Source organism: Cupriavidus sp. 01L43 (assembly GCF_056399925.1).
The window spans coordinates 39,672-57,665 of record NZ_JBFTSH010000019.1; the positions used below are offsets into that span (position 1 = coordinate 39,672).

Consider the following 17,994-nt stretch of genomic DNA (forward strand, 5'->3'; position numbering starts at 1 on the left):
GGTCTCCTTCAAATCACGAAAATCGACGAACCGGTCGTGCGGCGCGACTCGAGGTCGCGGTGCGCCTGCACGGCATCTTCGAGGGCATAGGTCTGGTGGATCTCGATGCCGATGCGGCCGGCGCCGACGTGGTCGAACAGTTCGCCCGCCAGCTCCGCCTTCTCGGCCGGATCGGCGATGTAGTCGGCCAGCGCCGGACGCGTGACGAACAGCGAGCCCTTCATCGCCAGCAGCACCGGGTCGAACGGCGGGATCGGGCCGGAAGCCGTGCCGACGCAGACCAGCGTGCCGCGCCGACGCAGCGAGTCCAGCGAGGACATGAAGGTGGTCTTGCCGACGCTGTCGAACACCACGTCCACGCCCTGCCCGTCGGTCAGTTCGCGTACGCGCTGGGCCACATCCTCATGGCTGTAGTTGATGGTGTAGTCGCAGCCATGGGCGGCGGCGATGGCGGCCTTGGCATCGGTGGACACCGTGCCGATCACCGTCAGCCCGAGCAGCTTGGCCCACTGCGAGACGATCAAGCCCACGCCGCCAGCGGCTGCGTGCAGCAGGATGGTGTTGCCCGGCCGGAACGCGTGGATGCGGCGCATCAGGTAGGCGGCGGTCAGGCCGCGCATGGTCATCGCGGCGGCGGTTTCGAAGCCGATCGACTCGGGCAGCCGGATCAGCGGCGCCGCCGGCATGATGCGCTCGCTGCTGTACGCGCCGAGCGTGTTCAGGAAGCCGGTGTAGGTCACGCGGTCGCCCACGGCGACGTTGCGCACGCCCTCGCCCACGGCCTGGATCACGCCAGCCGCTTCCACGCCCATGCCGGACGGCAGCGGCACCGGATACGTGCCGTTGCGAAAGTAGGTATCGGCGTAGTTCAGACCGACAGCCACGTGCCGGATGCGGACCTGGCCCGGGCCGGGATCGCCCACTTCCACCTCTTCCAGCCGCAGTACCTCGGGGCCACCCGTTTCCATCATGCGTACGATTCTTGCCATGCCAACTCTCCTGTCAGGCGGAGCGGCACACCTTGCGCCGCGTTGAGCCCAATGTAGGCCCGGGGGGTCGCGGCACGCGTGACAATTCCTTCCATCGACTTTGCAATTCGCGCCACCCGCGCCTATCATCGGCGCACGGATGCCCGGGATCACACCGGGCACTCAGCCAGGGGGAGACGGCTTGGATACACGGATACGCGCCGCGGCGCTTACCAATTTCTTCGAAGTGGCGGAGGCGCGCGGGCTCAATGTGCAGCCCCTGCTGCGCCAGGCCGGCCTCAAGCGCACCCTGCTGGCCGATCCGGACTTCCGTGTGCCGATGGCCGCCTGCGTGACGCTGCTCGAGGACGCGGCGGCAGCCAGCGGCTGCGACAACTTCGCGCTGCGCATGGCCGAGTCGCGCCAGCTGGCGGACTTCGGCGTCATCAGCCTGCTGATCGCCCACCAGCCCAACCTGCGCGCGGCGCTGGCCACCATCATCCGCTACCGCCATCTGGTCAACGAATCCGTGGCGATGCTGCTCGAAGACGCCGGCAGCTCGGTCATCATCCGCGTGGAAGTGGTGGGCGAGGCGCCCTCGCGCCAGGCCGGCGAACTGGCGATGGGCGTGGTCTTCCGCCTCTGCAACGCGCTGCTTGGCGCACGCTGGCAGCCGCTGCGCGTGTGCTTCACGCACCCGGCGCCTGCCGACGAGAGCGTGCACCGGCGACTGTTCCGCTGCGGGCTGGCCTTCAACGACGAGTACAACGGCATCGTCTGCCGCGCCGTCGACCTCGACGTGCCGAATCCGGGCGCCGATCCGGCCATGGCGCGCCACGCCCAGCGCGTGGTGGAGGCGCTGCCCCGGCCCGCCGCGCCGACCGTCGCCCATGAGGTACGCGGCGCCATCGCCCTGCTGTTGCCGATGGGTCGCGCCACCGGTGCTTCCGTCGCCCAAGGGCTCGGCATGAGCCTGCGCACGCTGCAGCGCGCGCTCGGCGACGAAGGCGCGAGCTTCCACGACATCCTGCACGCGGTGCGGCGCGAGCGGGCCCCGCGCCATGTGGAGAACCCCCGGGTGCCGCTGGCGCAGGTGGCGGTGCTGCTCGGCTACGGCTCACCGAGCACGTTCACGCGCTGGTTCACGGGGGAGTTCGGCATGGCGCCCTCGGCATGGCGCGCGCAGGCCGCCACGCGGGTGCCGGGGCCGCCTGACGAGACGGCTTACGACGACGAAGCCGCCGGCGACGAAGTATCCGGCGACTGAAACCGGACCAGCGCCTGTTCGAGCGTGGCGAACATCCGATGGGCGCCGAGCGCATCGGCCAGCGCGGCGCGGCGCACCATCGCCAGCACCTCGGGGTTCAGCCCGGCCAGCCACAGCGACACGCCCTGCTCCCCCAGCGCGCGCTCGGCCTCGATCAGCATCTTGAGCGCCGTGTATTCGAGATCGATCACACCGGAAAGGTCGAGCAGCACCACGCGCGGCATGTCCTCCGTCACGTGCTGGCGCATGCGCTGACCCAGCCGCCGCGCATTGGCGAAGAACACGCGCCCTTCGGGCCGCAGGATCAGCAGCCCGGCGAAGACCTCGTCACCGGCATGCTCCGGCGAGAGCGGCCGGAACACATTGGTGCCGCGCTTGCGGGCCAGCACGTACAGCGGCGGGTCGGCCGCCTGGTAGGCCAGCGCCAGCAGCGAGACGATGATCGCCACGAGAATGCCCTGCAGCGTGCCCAGCCCCACCACGCCAGCCATGGCGACGAGCGCCCACACGAACTCCATGCGCCGAATCTTGCGGATGGCGCGGAACTCGGCCGGATCGATCAGCCCGATCGAGTAAACGATGACCACGGCGGCCAGCGTGGCATTGGGCATCAGGCCGATCACCGGCGCCAGCAGCAGCATGGTGCCGAGCGCGGCGCCGGCCGTGACCAGTGCGGCGAGTTGCGAGCGTGCCCCGGCGCGCTGGTTCACGGCGGTCTGGCTGGTGCCGCCACCGGCCACCATCGCCCCGAGCAGGGCACCGCCGGCATTGGCGAGCCCCGTGGCCAGCAGTTCGCGGTTCGGCTGCGGCGGCGGCTCGCGCTCGTGCGCAAAAGCCCGGCCGGCGGCGATGGTCTCGGTGAAGCTCATCAGCGCGATGCCGAGCGCGGACGGCCACAGCGTGGCCACCATCGACAGGTCCGGCAGCATTACCGCCGGCAGCCCCGTGGGCACCCGCCCGACGATCTCCACGCCGCGCGCCGGCAGGTCCAGCAGCGCCACGACCGCCACGCCGAGCGCCACCGCAATCAGCGGCGCCGGCGCCCGGGGCAGGCGCCAGACCATGAACGCCAGCAGGGCGAGGGTGACGAGCGCAATCGCCAACGTCGGCATCGACGCATGCGGCGCGCCCTGCACGATCGCCCACACGTTGTGCGGGAACGACCCCTTGGCGAAATGGATGCCGAGCAGCTTGGGAATCTGGTCGACCACAATGACGATGCCGATGCCGGCCTTGAAGCCCACCAACACCGGCTCCGAGATGAAGTCCGCGACGAAGCCGAGCCGCAGCGCGCACGCGGCCCCCAGCACCAGCCCCACCAGCAGGGCCAGCGTGGCCGAGGCCACCAGCAGGTTTGCCGAAGGATCGGCGGCAGCCACCTGCGCCAGCGCCGCGCCGGCCAGGATCGCCAGCGTGGTGGTGGTGCTCACGCTGAGCAGCCGGGAGGTGCCGAGCAGCGCGTAGATCGCCATCGGCACGCAGGCCGTGTATAGCCCCACCTGCACCGGCAGCCCGGCGATGGTGGCGTAGGCGAGCGACTTCGGAATGACCACGGCCGCCGCGCCCAGGCCCGCGACCACATCGGGCCGCAGCCATTCGCGGCGATAGCCGGCCAGCCAGGCCGGCATCCACCCGTGCAGCGCTCCATCGGCTTTCATGCGCGCCCTCCGCGTGCCAGCGCCCTGGCGGCGCCGGTATCGTCAATATCGTCAGTACCGCGTGGCGATATGGCGGAACGGGTGGTCCGACTCGCGGTAGCCGCCGCGCTTCTGGCGCTCGGGCAGCTTGGGCGGCTTGCGCGCCGGCGCCTGGTACGGAATCCGATCCAGCAGGTCGCTGATGATGTTCAGGCGCGCGCGCCGCTTGTCGTTCGAATCGGCCACGTACCAGGGCGTGTCGGGGGTGTCCGTGGCGGCGAACATGGCGTCGCGCGCACGCGAATAGTCGTACCAGCGGCTGTAGGACTTCAGGTCCATGCCGGTCAGCTTCCAGGTCTTGCGGCCATCGTGGATGCGCGCCTGGAGCCGCCGGGTCTGCTCGGCCTGGCTCACTTCGAGCCAGTACTTGATCAGGATCACGCCGGAGGCGATGATGGCGCGCTCCACCAGCGGCACGGAGCGCAGGAAGCTCTCCACGTCGTCCGGCGTGCAGAAACCCATCACGCGCTCCACGCCGGCGCGGTTGTACCAGCTGCGGTCGAAGATGACGATCTCGCCGGCGGCCGGCAGGTGCGGCAGGTAGCGCTGCACGTACATCTGGCTCTTCTCGCGGTCGGTCGGGGCGGGCAGTGCCACCACGCGGAAGATGCGCGGGCTCACGCGCTCGGTCAGCGCCTTGATCGTGCCGCCCTTGCCGGCGCCGTCGCGCCCCTCGAAGACGATGCAGATCTTGCTGCCGCTCTGCACCACCCATTGCTGGAGCTTGACCAGCTCCACATGGAGTTCGCGCAGCGCCGCGAGATAGTCCTTGTTCGACATGCGCGCGCCCGCCTCCGGCGGCGGCGGCGGCGGAGATGGGTACGAGTCCTCCGGCGCGCGGTCCTTGCCCTTCTTCGATGACTTGCTCATGCGCGGCCCTCCTCTGGCAGGGGAGAAACAGGGAGCGTTCCGCTTACAGTGTGGTGGCTTTGCCGGGCGGAGGCAAAGGGAAACAGATTGGCCTTTGGGCCCGCCCCGGTTGCCGCGCGCGGCGCGTGGAGCTAAGGTTCGATTGCGGGCACCGCCGACCCGCCATTCACCCGGTTCCGCCAGGAGGCGAGATCATGGCCCTATTCATGCTGACCAACGTACCGGACGGCACCACCGACGAGGAACTGCTCGCCTTCCTCGGCAAGTACGGCATTCCGGCGCCGGACGAGATCGAGCATATCGAGGGCGACGGCTCGCGCCCCTCGGTCATGCTGACCTTCCACGCAGTGGATGCGGACGCGCTCCAGCTGCTGCGCCCGCGCATCCACGACATGTACTGGAAGAACAAGCGGCTGTCCGTGATGGTGCTGCACGAGCGGTTTACCTGAGCCACCCGCCGTCAGCCATGTCGGACGAACTCCACTAGCCAGCCCCCCGCCGGCTTGCCTATCCTTTCCCTGCGCCGCATCCCCCGTGGATGTTGTCTGCATGCCATGACATTTGACGACTCAGGGAAGACTATGAACCGCTTCACCGCCCCCGCCGCATCGGCCAGCGCGGCCCTTGGCTGCGCGCTGCTGCTCGCCGGCTGCGCCGGTGCCGACATGAACAGCCTGACGCAGGCCGGCGGCAGCCTGTTCACCGCCGCCACGCTCTCCGACATGAGCGTCAAGCAGCTCTCCGACCAGTCCTGCGCCGAGATGGACAAGAAGAACACGCTCGCCCCGGCCGACAGCCCCTACACCAAGCGGCTGGCCACGGTCATGAGTGGCCTGCAGAACACCGGCCTGCCGCTGGACGCCAAGGTCTACGTGACCAAGGACGTCAACGCCTGGGCCATGGCCAACGGCTGCGTGCGCGTCTACAGCGGGCTGATGGACATGATGAGCGACGACGAGGTCCGCGGCGTGCTCGGCCACGAGGTGGGCCACGTGGCGCTCGGCCACACCAAGTCGGCCATGCAGGTGGCCTACACCACCGCCGCCGCGCGCGGGCTGCTCGGCGCCACCGGCAACGCCACGCTGACCGCGCTGTCCTCGTCGCAACTGGCCGCCATCGGCGAGCAGTTCGTCAACGCGCAGTTCTCCCAGCGCCAGGAAAGCGCCGCCGACGACTACTCGTTCGACCTGCTGACCAGGAATGGCGCCAACCGCCAGGCGCTGGTCACCGCGTTCCAGAAAATGGCGACGCTCGATGGCGGCCAGTCCAGCATGCTCAGCTCGCACCCGGGCTCGGCCCAGCGCGCCCAGCATATCCAGGAGCGGCTCGCCAGCGGCAAGTAATGATTTGCGACGCCGGCGCCACCTCCGGCGCGGCGTCCGATTCGTCACATTCCTCCAATGCGTTTAATACGCATCCAAAACAATTCAGTACGGGCTGAATAACGCCACGCGGATAATCCTTCACGTCTGCCGCCCCCGGCAGGCGTCCGACGAGGAGCCCCCGCCGCGCCATGGATTTCACCCGCCCTCCCAGTTCGCCTCCCGCTGCGTCACACACCCCCTGCCGTTCCCCGTCAAAACTTTGACCCTGTGTCGCGTTTCAGGAGGTCCCATGGATTGGTTGCACACCATCTTCCAGAAGTCACCCGAGTCGGCGCTGTTCCTGTCGCTGGCGGTCGGGTACGCCATCGGCAAGATCACGTTCGGCAAGTTCCAGCTGGGTGGCGTGGCCGGCTCATTGCTGGCGGCCGTGATCATCAGCCAGGTGGGCGTGGAGATCGACAACGGCGTGAAGGCCGTGATGTTCGCGGTCTTCATCTACGCGGTGGGCTATGAAAGCGGCCCGCAGTTCTTCAACTCGCTGAACCGCAGTTCGCTGCGCGAGATCGCCATGGCGGTGTTCATGGCCGTGGCGGGGCTGGTCACGGTGGTGGTGCTGGCCAAGATCTTCCACCTCGACAAGGGCATCGCGGCGGGGCTGGCGGCGGGCGGCATGACCCAGTCGGCCATCATCGGCACGGCCGGGGACGCCATCACCAAGCTCGGCCTGCCGCCGGACCAGGTGAAGATCATGCAGGCCAACGTCGCCATCGGCTACGCGGTGACCTATGTGTTCGGCTCGCTCGGCGCGATCATCGTCTGCGTGAACATCCTGCCCCGCTTCATGGGCAGCGACCTGAAGACTGACTCGAAGAAGGTGGAGGCGTCCATGCACGGCGGCCTGCCGCAGTTCGGGCCGGGCCAGGCGGGCGCGCTGCCCCGGCTGGTGGGCCGGCTGTTCCGCGTGGGCGGGGCGGCGGGCAAGACCGTGGCCCAGATCGAGATGGGCGGCGAGGACCTCGTCACGGTGGAGAAGATCCAGCGCGGCGGCAAGGCGCTCGAGTTCAAGCAGGACACGGTGCTGAACGAGGGCGACGTCGTGCTGCTGGTGGGCCGACGCGACGCCATGGTGCCCACGGCGCTCCAGATCGGCGAGGAAATTGCCGATGCGGAAGGCATGGGCATGGTCATGCAGACTCGCCGCGCCGTGTTCACGGCCACTGGCATGAACAACAAGCCGCTGGGCGAGATCGTGGCCGGGGTGGAGCGCGAGATGCGGCACGGCGTGTACCTGGAACGCATCGAGCGCTACGACCACGCGCTGCCGATCCTGCCCGACCTGAAGCTCCAGCACGGCGACATCATCACCTTCTACGGCACCCCGGCGGACACCAGGCGCGCCGCCGAGCGCGCCGGCTACGAGCTGGTGCCGAGCGAGAAGACCGATTTCGTCTACTTCGGCACCGGCGTGCTGGTGGGCCTGCTGATCGGCCTGCTGGTAGTGCGCATCGGCGATATCCCGCTTACGCTGGGCTCGGGCGGCGGCGCGCTGCTGTCCGGCCTGGTGTTCGGCTGGGCGCGGTCCAAGCATCCGATGTACGGCGCCATGCCGACGGCCGCGTGCCAGTTGCTGAAGGACTTCGGCCTGGCCGCCTTCGTGGCCATCGTCGGCATCAACTCGGGCCTGCAGGCCGTGCACACGCTGCGCGACAGTGGCGTGACCATCTTCCTGCTCGGCGCCGTGGTCACCCTGCTGCCGCTGTTCCTGACCATGCTGTTCGGCCGCTACGTGCTGCGCTACGACAACGCCGCGCTGCTGGCCGGCGCGCTGTCTGGCTCGCGCAGCGCCAACCCCGCCTTCGGCGGCATCCTCGACAAGGCGGAAAGCCCGGTGCCCACCGTGCCGTTCGCCATCACCTACGCGCTGGCCAACGTGCTGCTGACCCTGCTGGGTCCGCTCGTGGTCGGACTGGTCTGATTTCCTGAAGGAGCGATTGATGAGCAAACCGGATCTTGCAAAACTCTCCAGCCTGTCGCCGTTCGAACTCAAGGACGAACTGATCCAGCTGGCCAGCGGCGACGCCAACCGCCTGATGCTCAATGCCGGGCGCGGCAATCCGAACTTCCTGGCCACCGTGCCACGCCATGGCTTCTGGCAGCTTGGGCTGTTCGCGATGCGCGAGTCGGAGCGGTCGTTCTCGTACATGCCCGAGGGCGTGGGCGGCTTTCCGCGGCGGGATGGCATCGAGGAGCGTTTCGACCTCTTCGCCCGGGAATTCGAGAACGTGCCCGGCGTGAAGTTTCTGGCCGGCGCGGTGTCCTACGTGCGCGACCAGCTCGGCCTGAACGCCGGGGATTTCCTGTACGAGATGTGCGAAGGCATCCTGGCCTGCAACTACCCGGTGCCGGACCGCATGCTGAAGCTGTCCGAGGTCGTCGTCGGCCAGTACATCCGCAAGGAGATGATCGGCGACCATCCGTTCATCGGCGAGTTCGACCTGTTCGCGGTGGAAGGCGGCACGGCCGCCATGACCTACCTGTTCAACTCGTTCCGCGAGAACCACCTGATCAAGGCCGGCGACACCATCGCGCTGGGCATGCCGATCTTCACGCCCTATATCGAGATTCCCGAGCTGAACGACTACCAGCTCGTGGAGCTGATGGTCGATGCCGACCCGAAGGCGGGCTGGCAGTACTCCAAGCAGGAGTTGGACAAGCTGCGCGACCCCAAGGTCAAGGCCTTCTTCCTGGTCAACCCGAGCAACCCGCCGTCCGTGCGGATGAGCGACGAGAGCCTGGAGTACCTGGCCTCCATCGTCGAATCCCGCCCGGACCTGATCATCCTCACCGATGACGTGTACGGCACGTTTGCCGATAACTTCGTCTCGCTGTTCGCGCTCTGCCCGCGCAACACCATCCTGGTGTACTCGTTCTCGAAGTATTTCGGCGCCACAGGCTGGCGGCTGGGCGTGATTGCCACGCACCGCGAGAACATCTTCGACGAGCAGCTGGCCAAGCTGCCGGAGGCGCAGCGCAAGGCACTGCACAAGCGCTACAACTCCATCACCACCACGCCGGACCAGCTCAAGTTCATCGACCGCATCGTGGCGGACAGCCGTACCGTGGCCCTGAACCACACGGCAGGGCTCTCCACGCCGCAGCAGGTGCAGATGGTGCTGTTCTCGCTGTTCTCGCTGATGGACACGCCGGACGCCTACAAGCAGGCGATGAAGCGGCTGATCCGCAACCGCAAGGCCGCCCTGTTCCGCGAGATCGGCATCGCGCCGGAGAACGCGGACGACCCGAATGCGGTGGATTACTACACCCTGCTCGACATCGAGCAACTGGGCGGCAAGGCCATCGGGCCAGAGTTCGTGAAGTGGGTGCTGGGCTCGGCCGAGCCGGTGGAACTGCTGTTCCGCCTGGCCGAAGAAGCCGGCGTGGTCCTGCTGCCGGGCCGGGGCTTCGGCACGCAGCATCCGTCCGGCCGGGTGTCGCTGGCGAACCTGAACGAGTCCGACTACGTGAAGATCGGCCGCTCGATCCGGAAACTGTTCGAGGAATATGTCGAACGGTACAACGAGGCGACCGGCAACAAGGCCGATGCGAAGGTGACGAAGAAGTAAGCGGCGGGGCAGGTTGAACCGCCTGCCCTCTCCCCCGCCCCTCTCCCGAAGGGCGAGGGGAGAAAACCGTCGGCATTCAAGCGCCGCTGGCGCCCAATTACTCGCGCAGCGCTCCGCAGCATCGATTCGGGCACCCCGGCCCAAATTCGATGGCGACAGAGGAATCGGTGGCGCCGCTGTAGTCCCGCCCTGTCGGATTCAGGCGCACCGTCGCCCCGCCGTAGACGATGGTCTTCGGCTCCTCGCCCATGCTGACAAGGAAATCCTTTATCCAGTCGGCGCGCCGCTCCGCAATGGCCTCGGATGCTCCCCGTTCCTTTACATAGCTCACCAGGATGAACAGATCGCGTTTTGGGTAGCTGCGCTGCAGCTCCGCAACCCAGGCACCTAGCCTGCCAGCCTCCGCACCGGCTAACTGATCGGCCTCGGTGGAAAACCTCGCGTTGAACTGCTCGCCCGGCTTGCATGCCATTGCGATGGCGCTACCGCATACCAACGCCAAAGCTATCAGGGATCGGGCCATGTATGACAACATACCCCGCCACGTTGTCTGCGTTCGTGATGCATGCGGGATGCCTGGCGCGCGCAAGCGCGATGGCATTCCAGAGGAAATAGTGATGATCCTCCGTATCCATGGTGTCGTGGAAATGTGAGACCTCATGTGCCAAGGTGAGGAGTTGAGAGTCTTTGCGGTCATGGTCATCCGGCATCTCGCAGAAATTCAATGCTATGGCAATCGTATGGGTCTTGACGTCCGGTTTGCAAACAGCCGCAACGACGCCGCGCTTTTCTGCGTCCGGCTTGGAAACACAGCCAACAAACTCAAGCGCCGAAGGCGAGTACCGTACGAAATTGGCCGGCCGCAAGCGCCTGAATACGGCCAGCATCCGGCCCAACCCACTGCTCAGCGTCTCGCGTGTCCGGCTATCCGTAACGCCAAACCACGTTTGAACATTGCGTCTGGCTTCGGCATCCCAGCGGCGCAATTCCGCCAGTCGTGCCTCGGTGCGAGCCACGAGAATCGCGCATAGATCCATCGCGAGCGCGGCGAAGGCGTCATTGGTCATGTTCGGGCAGATCAGCGTGGGATGATCTGCCAGCGCCGTCGCGGTGTCCCTATGGCTGGCTTTGTGACGGCTTGCATCTACCCATTGCGAAGGAGACAGGACCGTCGGCGCGGTAGCACCAGTATTCCCGCTGACCACCTCAGTGGACATCGTGCGTTGCGAGGCAAAAACACGCGGCTTCTCCTTGCATTGACAGAAGACCCGGGCGCCCTCGACGAGCACGGCTTTTCCGTTCTCGTACCATCGCGGGTCGCAGTCGTTATAGACGGGACCGCCAGCCTTGCAGGCGGGGCAGCTCGCATAGTCTCCTTCCAACGCAATGCGCTTCCCCATATTGGTCGACGTGCTGCTGGCGGACTGATAACCGCCTGTTCCAGTCTTGTCACCTTCCCCGATCAAGTAACGCGTATCGGCCGATGTCATGATGGGCACGCCTCCTCATTCTGGGCGTCGAAGAACACGCCGATGGGGACGAAATGCCATGCGCCGGCTTCCGGATCATAAATCGCGCACTGGTTCGCCTTGTGCGACAGATCCACGGTGCCTTCCATGCAAGCAATGGCGCGCCCGACGGCCTGCGCCCTTGCCGGGTGAGGCAGGCTCAGGAACGGCGCGTGGGATTCCGCGTGCGCGAAGAGTCCTGCAGCGTCTCGAAGGCTTTGATATCCCTTGAGGTCATGATCCGTGAGGTTGATATCGACGGCACTGACGTTGTGGGAATCAATGTCCCAGGATTGTTCCGCCGAGAGCGTCACGATACTGCCCGCACGCCGTCTGACGAGTCGCCCGTCGTGAGCCCCGAAACCGCAATGAAGGGAAATATGGAGTTTGCCGCCGTTGGTGTGGATCAGTTCGCGCGGGTCGAAACGAGCGGCGTGCACGACGTGATACGGCTCGCCGGGTTGCGAGATGTATGCCGCAGACAGATAGGCATCGAACGGCGACAGAAAAACCGTCAGGGCATTGCCAGGACGCCCATGATAGGTCTCGTCGATGGCCTCGCAGGAGGCCCGGACGAAGTCCGGTTGAGCGCGCTGCGGGCAGTACGTGACGAGCACGTAGAGAGGTGGATCCGTATGCAGGATGTGCCCGCATGGCCTTGCATTCGGCGCGTCGTTTTGCTTCACCTTACGTCTCCCTTCCTGGCAAAAGCCAAAAGGCTGACGCAATGCGATCACCAACGTCTATAGCAATTCTCTTGAATGCGACGCGATCAATGAAATCGCTCGGGGCCACTTCCTAATTGCAATGGGAATGCAATTGTCCCCGAGCAATAGCGGCCTGAGTCAGGCGCCCTTCCCCCAACAGCGGAAGAGGGTCAGCGCCTCAAACCCTCAGCGCGCTTCCACAAACCCCAGCACCGTCTCCAGCATCTGGCGGATGGCGGGCTGGATGGCGCCGGCCTTCGACGGGTCGTAGGCGAACGGGTAGACCTCTTCCATGTACGACGACTGCGTCAGCTCGAGCTGGATCGCGTGCACGCCGTTGGCCGGGTTGCCGTACTGGCGCGTGATGTAGCCACCCTTGAAGCGGCCGTTGAGCACGGCGGTGTGCGCCGGCACCGCGCTGGCAATCGCCAGCACATCGTCCGCCAGGCCCTTGTCGCAGCTCGCGCCATCCGCCGAACCGAGGTTGAAGTCGGTCAGCTTGCCGTCGAAGAAGCGCGGCAGCACCGAGCGGATCGAGTGGGCGTCCCACAGCGCGATGGTGCCGTGTTCGGCCTTCAGGCGCTTCAGTTCTTCCTGCAGGGCGGCGTGGTACGGATGCCAGATCGCGTCGCGGCGCTGGGCGATCTCGGCGTCGTCCGGGCCCTTCGCGCCATCGGCGTAGACCGGCGTCTTGTCGAAGGTGTCGACCGGGCACAGGCCCGTGGTGTCCTGGCCGGGGTACAGGTTCGCGTTGTCCGGCGGGCGGTTCAGGTCCACCACGTAGCGCGAATGGGTGGCCATCAGCACGGAGGCGCCCAGCTCGCGCGCGAATTCATAGAGCCGGTCCATGTGCCAGTCGGTATCGGGCACGGTGCGCGCCTCGGCCGTGAGGCGGGCGGCCAGCGGCCCGGGCAGGTACGTGCCGACGTGCGGCATCGACACCAGCAGCGGGCGCGTGCCGCGATGCAGGGTGAAAGCGGGGGTATCGGTGGTGAAGGACATCGTGATGTAGGGGGCTGCTTCAGGAGATCAGTCGGCCAGCAGGCCGGCGCGCGTGGCGGCGAACAACCGGGCCGCTTCCGTTTGTTGCGGATGCGAACCCTGCTGCACCCGGCGGATGCCGGCGGTGCGGACTTCCGCTAGTGTCTCATGCCCGTGGCTGGCGAACACGTGGGTCGCCAGCGCGCGCGGGCCGTCCAGCCCCGCCAGCGTGGCGTGGGCGCCGTCCAGCACGAGGAAATCGGCCTGCTGGCCCACCGCCAGCCCGGCCACGTTACGCGCCGCCGCGCGGGCGCCGCCGGCCACGGCTTCGAGCCAGAGCCGGTCCGCCACCTGGGCATGCTGCGCCGAAGCCAGCACATTGCGCCGTTGCAGGCCCAGCCGCTGGCCGTATTCGAAGGTTCGTAGTTCTTCAGCCACACTCACACTCGCGTGGCTGTCCGAACCGATGCCCCACGCGCCTTGCTGGGCGAGGTAGGGCGCGGCATCGAACACGCCATCGCCGAGATTGGCCTCGGTGGTCGGGCAGATGCCGGCCACCGCGCCGCTGTGGGCCAGCCGCCGGCGCTCGTCCCAATCCATATGCGTGGCGTGGATCAGGCACCAGCGCGCATCGACTGGCGCGTGATCGAGCAGCCACTCCACCGGCCGCACGCCGCACCACGCGAGGCAGTCATCGACCTCCTTCTGTTGTTCGGCGATATGGATGTGCACCGGCGCGGTGGCGTCCATCGCATGCAGCCCGGCCACGGCGCGCGCCAGGCTCTCCGGCGGCACCGCGCGCAGCGAGTGCGGCGCCAGCCCGAGCCGCGCGCCGTGCTCGGCGCAGGCCGGGGCGAGGTCGGCGAGCAGCGCCAGCATGGCATCGGTGTCGTGCAGGAAGCGCCGCTGGTCCGCCTGCGCCGGCTTGCCGCCGAAGCCGGCGGTCTGGTACAGCACCGGCAGCAGCGTCATGCCGATGCCGGCCCGGTGCGCCGCGCGCAGCAGCCGCAGCGACATCTCGGCGGGCGTGGCGTACGGCTGGCCCTCCGGATCATGATGGACGTAATGGAATTCGCAGACGCTGGTATAGCCGGCGCGCAGCATCTCTATATAGAGCTGGGTGGCGATGGCCTCCAGCGCGTCCGGCGAGAGCCGCAGCGCGAAGCGGTACATCAGCGTGCGCCAGCTCCAGAACGAGTCGCCGCCGGCCGGGTCTTCGTCCGCCGTGATGCTGCGGTACTCGGTCAGCCCGGCAAAGCCGCGCTGGAATGCGTGCGAGTGGAGGTTGGGCATGCCCGGCAGCACCGGGCCCGCCGCGTGTTCGTCCCCCGGCGCGGCGGTGGCGTCAGGCGTGACCTCGGTCAGCCTGCCCTGCGCGTCCCAGCCCAGGCGGACGTTGCGCGCCCAGCCTTCGGGCAGCAGGGCGGACGGTGCGAAGAGATGGCCCGCGCTCATGGCGTGCCCCCCACGCTAGCCCCAGTCGGATAGATACGTCCCTGCCTCACCACTGCCGCGCAGGGATTGCGGCCGAACCAGTAGGCCAGCTCGGCCGGCGTGGCCACCTGCCACAGCACGAAGTCCGCCGCTCGCCCGGCGGCGAGCGTGCCATGCCGGTCCGCCGCGCCCAGCGCGTGCGCCGCGTGGGTGGTCACCCCGGCCAGCACCTCGGGCACGGTCATGCGGAACAGCGTGCAGGCCATGTTCATCATCAGCAGCAGCGAGGTGGTCGGCGAGGTGCCCGGGTTATGGTCGGTCGCCAGCGCAATCCGCACGCCGTGCTCGCGCAGCAGCGCCAGCGGCGGCAGGTGGGTATCGCGCAGGAAGTAGTAGGCGCCCGGCAGCAGCACGGCCACGGTGCCGGCGGCGGCCATGGCGCGTACGCCGGCCTCGTCCAGATGTTCGAGATGGTCGGCGGACAGCGCGTGGAAGCTCGCCGCCAGCGCCGCGCCGCCGAGGTTGCTGAGTTGCTCGGCATGGAGCTTGACGGGCAGGCCGTGCCGCGTGGCGGCCTCGAACACGCGGGTGGTCTGCGCGGGCGAGAAGCCGATGCCCTCGCAGAATGCGTCCACGGCATCGACCAGCCCTTCCCCGGCCAGCGCCGGCAGCATGGTGTCGCAGACCAGATCGATATAGTCGTCCGCCCGGCCCACGTACTCGGGTGGCAGCGCGTGCGCACCCAGGAAGGTGGTGTGGACGGTGACGCCGAAGGCCGTGCCGAGCCGGCGCGCCACGCGCAACTGCTTACGCTCGGCGTCCAGCGAGAGTCCATAGCCGGACTTGATTTCGATGGCGGTCACGCCTTCGGCCAGCAGCGGCTGCAGCCGCGCCGCGGCCTGGGCGAACAGCGTGTCCTCGTCGGCCTCGCGCGTGGCGCGCACCGTGGAGACGATGCCGCCACCGGCCCGGGCAATCTCCTCGTAGCTGGCGCCGGCCAGCCGCATCGCGAACTCGTCGGCGCGCTGGCCGCCATAAACCAGATGGGTATGGCAATCGACCAGACCGGGGGTGATCCAGGCGCCCCCGGCGTCGTGGCGCGGCAGGTGGAGATAACTGTCCGGCAGCGCCGCGTGCGCGCCGATCCAGACGATGCGGCCATCGGCCACGACGATAGCGCCATCGCGGAGCGCCGTGTCCTGCCCGGGCTCGGGCAGCAGGTGGCAGTGGTGCCAGACGCCATCGGCAGACGGCGCGTGGGAAATCGTCATTGAGCAGGCTCCATTTGCAGCAACACGCGCAGGCACAGCGCGGAGATTTCGGCCGGTGCCAGCGCCAGCCGGCCCGGCGCAGCGCCTGCCGACACCAGCAGGCCCTCGCCATCCCGTAGCGTCAGGCCATCGGCACCGCGCCATTCGCCCCGGATCACGAACACCATCACGGCGTCGTTGCCGGTTTCCACGTCGAACGGCTGGCGCTGCAGGGTCACGTCGGCGTGGCACACCCCGCGCCGGGACATCACGTTGAAGTCGCGCGTCGGGCCCTCCACCAGCGTGGCGTGCACGGCCGTGTCGCCGGCAAACCCGAACGGCTCGCCGATGGCCGTGAGCCGGTGGCAGAACGAGTCGTCGTGGGCCTGCAGATGCACGCCGGCGCCGTCCAGCAGCGCGATCTGGCGGTCAATGCCGGGGAAGGCCGAGAACGGCCCGTCGGCGACGATGTCCGCCACGCTTACGCGCCACGCGAAGGCGTCCATGCCCGCGCCCGGCGGCCACACGGCGATCTCGCGCGTGGTACCGCCGCCGTTCTTCCACGGCGTGGGGGCGATGGCGTCGAGGGCAAACCGCACCACACCCGGCTCCAGTTCCTTCATGCTCGCTTCCAACCTTTCAAGCGTTCAACCCTTCACCATCGGCAGGTCCAGGCCCTTCTCCTGGGCGCAGGCGATGGCGCTCTCGTAACCGGCATCCGCATGGCGCATGACGCCCGTGGCCGGATCATTCCAGAGTACACGTTCGATGCGCTTCGCGGCAGCGTCGGTGCCATCGCAGACGATGACGACCCCGGCATGCTGCGAGAAGCCCATGCCCACACCGCCGCCATGGTGCAGGCTGACCCAGGTGGCGCCGCCGGCAGTGTTCAGCAGCGCGTTGAGCAGCGGCCAGTCTGACACGGCGTCGGAACCGTCGCGCATGGCCTCGGTCTCCCGGTTCGGCGAGGCCACCGAGCCGCAGTCGAGGTGATCGCGCCCAATCACGATGGGCGCCTTGAGTTCGCCCGACTTCACCATCTCGTTGAACGCCAGCCCGGCGCGGTGGCGCTCGTCCAGCCCCACCCAGCAGATCCGCGACGGCAGGCCCTGGAAGGCGATGCGGTCGCGCGCCATGTCCAGCCAGCGGTGCAGGTGCTTGTCCTCGGGGAACAGCTCCTTCATCTTGGCGTCGGTCTTGTAGATGTCTTCCGGGTCGCCCGAGAGCGCCACCCAGCGGAACGGCCCCTTGCCGCGGCAGAACAGCGGGCGGATATACGCCGGCACGAAGCCCGGGAAATCGAACGCGTTCTTCACGCCTTCGTCGAACGCCACCTGGCGGATGTTGTTGCCGTAGTCCAGCGTCGGCACGCCCATCGCCTTGAAGGCCAGCATCGCCTTCACATGCTTGACGATGGACGCGCGCGCGGCGGCTTCCACCGCCTTCGGGTCGCGCTGGCGCAGGTCTTCCCACTGCGCCACGGTCCAGCCCTCGGGCAGGTAGCCGTTGACGAGGTCATGGGCCGAGGTCTGGTCGGTGACGATGTCCGGCCGCATGCCGCCGGCCTGGGCGCGACGCGCCAGCTCCGGCACGATCTCGGCGGCGTTGCCGAGCAGGCCGACCGAGATAGCCTCCTTCTTCGCGGTGGCGTCGGCGATCATGGCCAGCGCCTCGTCCAGCGTAGTGGCCTTCTTGTCCACATAGCGCGTGCGCAGCCGGAAGTCGATGCGCGATTCCTCGCACTCGATGGCCAGCACGCAGGCTCCGGCCAGCACCCCGGCCAGCGGCTGCGCGCCGCCCATGCCGCCCAGCCCGGCCGTCAGGATCCACTTGCCGGCGAGGTCGCCGCCGAAGTGCTGGTTGCCGGCCTCGACAAAGGTCTCGAAGGTGCCCTGCACGATGCCCTGCGTGCCGATATAGATCCACGAGCCGGCCGTCATCTGGCCGTACATCATCAGCCCGGCGCGATCCAGCTCGTTGAACTTGTCCCAGTTGGCCCAGTGCGGCACGAGGTTGGAGTTGGCGATCAGCACGCGCGGCGCGTCCGGGTGCGTGCGGAAAATGCCCACCGGCTTGCCCGACTGCACCAGCAGCGATTCGTCCTCGCCCAGGCGGCGCAGGCTGTCCAGGATGGCGTCGAAGCATTCCCAGTTGCGCGCGGCCTTGCCGATGCCGCCGTAGACCACCAGGTCCTGCGGGCGCTCGGCCACATCGGGGTCGAGGTTGTTCTGGATCATCCGGTAGGCAGCTTCGATCAGCCAGTTCTTGCAATGCAACTGGCTGCCGTGCGGCGCGCGGATCTCGCGCTGGCCGCGCTGGAATTGGTGTTCGTTAGCGTTCATGGTCGGGGGGCTCCGTTGGGAG

The 17,994-nt window shown here is 67.8% G+C and carries 16 protein-coding genes; 5 read left to right on the top strand and 11 right to left on the bottom strand.

Features of this window, described 5'->3' with window-relative positions:
* Window positions 1–8: 8 nt before the first annotated feature.
* The gene (locus AC1DP9_RS23790; RefSeq protein ID WP_092300861.1) at window positions 9–989 is read right to left on the bottom strand and encodes a quinone oxidoreductase family protein; all 981 of its coding nucleotides are present in this window, start codon (window positions 987–989) and stop codon (window positions 9–11) included.
* A gap of 181 nt (window positions 990–1,170) precedes the next feature.
* Here AC1DP9_RS23790 and AC1DP9_RS23795 point away from each other — a divergent pair, with 181 nt between their 5' ends.
* The gene (locus AC1DP9_RS23795) at window positions 1,171–2,235 is read left to right on the top strand and encodes an AraC family transcriptional regulator (protein ID WP_477108667.1); all 1,065 of its coding nucleotides are present in this window, start codon (window positions 1,171–1,173) and stop codon (window positions 2,233–2,235) included.
* On the opposite strand, the gene AC1DP9_RS23800 is transcribed toward AC1DP9_RS23795, so the two are convergent.
* Entirely contained in the window at window positions 2,193–3,893 is a 1,701-nt protein-coding gene (locus AC1DP9_RS23800; RefSeq protein ID WP_477108668.1) for a SulP family inorganic anion transporter, read from the bottom strand. The genes AC1DP9_RS23795 and AC1DP9_RS23800 overlap by 43 nt on opposite strands.
* Before the next feature lie 51 nt (window positions 3,894–3,944).
* A complete protein-coding gene (gene ppk2, locus AC1DP9_RS23805) occupies window positions 3,945–4,802 on the bottom strand; it encodes a polyphosphate kinase 2 (protein ID WP_477108669.1) in 858 nt (285 codons plus the stop codon).
* A 194-nt stretch (window positions 4,803–4,996) separates the two neighbouring features.
* Here ppk2 and AC1DP9_RS23810 point away from each other — a divergent pair, with 194 nt between their 5' ends.
* The 4 genes from AC1DP9_RS23810 (at window position 4,997) to AC1DP9_RS23825 (ending at window position 9,750) form a co-directional block, all read left to right on the top strand.
* Entirely contained in the window at window positions 4,997–5,251 is a 255-nt protein-coding gene (locus AC1DP9_RS23810; RefSeq protein ID WP_092300873.1) for an RNA recognition motif domain-containing protein, read from the top strand.
* Window positions 5,252–5,383: 132 nt separating this feature from the next.
* Complete coding sequence (gene loiP / locus AC1DP9_RS23815; protein WP_092300876.1) at window positions 5,384–6,145, top strand: metalloprotease LoiP; 762 nt, start codon at window positions 5,384–5,386, stop codon at window positions 6,143–6,145.
* A gap of 271 nt (window positions 6,146–6,416) precedes the next feature.
* On the top strand, window positions 6,417–8,102 hold the full coding sequence (gene aspT / locus AC1DP9_RS23820) for an aspartate-alanine antiporter (protein ID WP_092300879.1): 1,686 nt from the start codon (window positions 6,417–6,419) through the stop codon (window positions 8,100–8,102).
* Window positions 8,103–8,121: 19 nt separating this feature from the next.
* Window positions 8,122–9,750: a bifunctional aspartate transaminase/aspartate 4-decarboxylase gene (locus AC1DP9_RS23825; protein WP_092300882.1), complete on the top strand. Its 1,629-nt coding sequence runs from the start codon at window positions 8,122–8,124 to the stop codon at window positions 9,748–9,750.
* 97 nt (window positions 9,751–9,847) lie between these two features.
* Here AC1DP9_RS23825 and AC1DP9_RS23830 read toward each other — a convergent pair whose 3' ends face one another.
* From AC1DP9_RS23830 to hutU, 8 genes are all read right to left on the bottom strand, one after another.
* A complete protein-coding gene (locus AC1DP9_RS23830; RefSeq protein WP_092300885.1) occupies window positions 9,848–10,222 on the bottom strand; it encodes a hypothetical protein in 375 nt (124 codons plus the stop codon).
* 10 nt (window positions 10,223–10,232) lie between these two features.
* Window positions 10,233–11,240 carry a M35 family metalloendopeptidase gene (locus tag AC1DP9_RS23835; RefSeq protein WP_477108670.1) on the bottom strand — a complete coding sequence of 336 codons (1,008 nt, stop codon included), beginning with the start codon at window positions 11,238–11,240 and terminating at the stop codon, window positions 10,233–10,235.
* Window positions 11,237–11,944: a hypothetical protein gene (locus tag AC1DP9_RS23840; protein ID WP_441592335.1), complete on the bottom strand. Its 708-nt coding sequence runs from the start codon at window positions 11,942–11,944 to the stop codon at window positions 11,237–11,239. Before AC1DP9_RS23840 ends, AC1DP9_RS23835 begins: the two co-directional genes overlap by 4 nt.
* Window positions 11,945–12,151: 207 nt before the next feature.
* Complete coding sequence (gene hutG, locus AC1DP9_RS23845; protein ID WP_477108671.1) at window positions 12,152–12,967, bottom strand: N-formylglutamate deformylase; 816 nt, start codon at window positions 12,965–12,967, stop codon at window positions 12,152–12,154.
* Between the two features lie 27 nt (window positions 12,968–12,994).
* The gene (locus AC1DP9_RS23850) at window positions 12,995–14,401 is read right to left on the bottom strand and encodes a formimidoylglutamate deiminase (RefSeq protein WP_092300897.1); all 1,407 of its coding nucleotides are present in this window, start codon (window positions 14,399–14,401) and stop codon (window positions 12,995–12,997) included.
* Window positions 14,398–15,651, bottom strand: coding sequence for an imidazolonepropionase (gene hutI, locus AC1DP9_RS23855; RefSeq protein ID WP_092300900.1), 1,254 nt, complete (start codon window positions 15,649–15,651; stop codon window positions 14,398–14,400). Before hutI ends, AC1DP9_RS23850 begins: the two co-directional genes overlap by 4 nt.
* On the bottom strand, window positions 15,648–16,253 hold the full coding sequence (locus tag AC1DP9_RS23860; RefSeq protein ID WP_441592332.1) for a HutD/Ves family protein: 606 nt from the start codon (window positions 16,251–16,253) through the stop codon (window positions 15,648–15,650). Before AC1DP9_RS23860 ends, hutI begins: the two co-directional genes overlap by 4 nt.
* A gap of 24 nt (window positions 16,254–16,277) precedes the next feature.
* Complete coding sequence (gene hutU / locus AC1DP9_RS23865) at window positions 16,278–17,972, bottom strand: urocanate hydratase (protein WP_092300903.1); 1,695 nt, start codon at window positions 17,970–17,972, stop codon at window positions 16,278–16,280.
* Window positions 17,973–17,994: the final 22 nt, after the last annotated feature.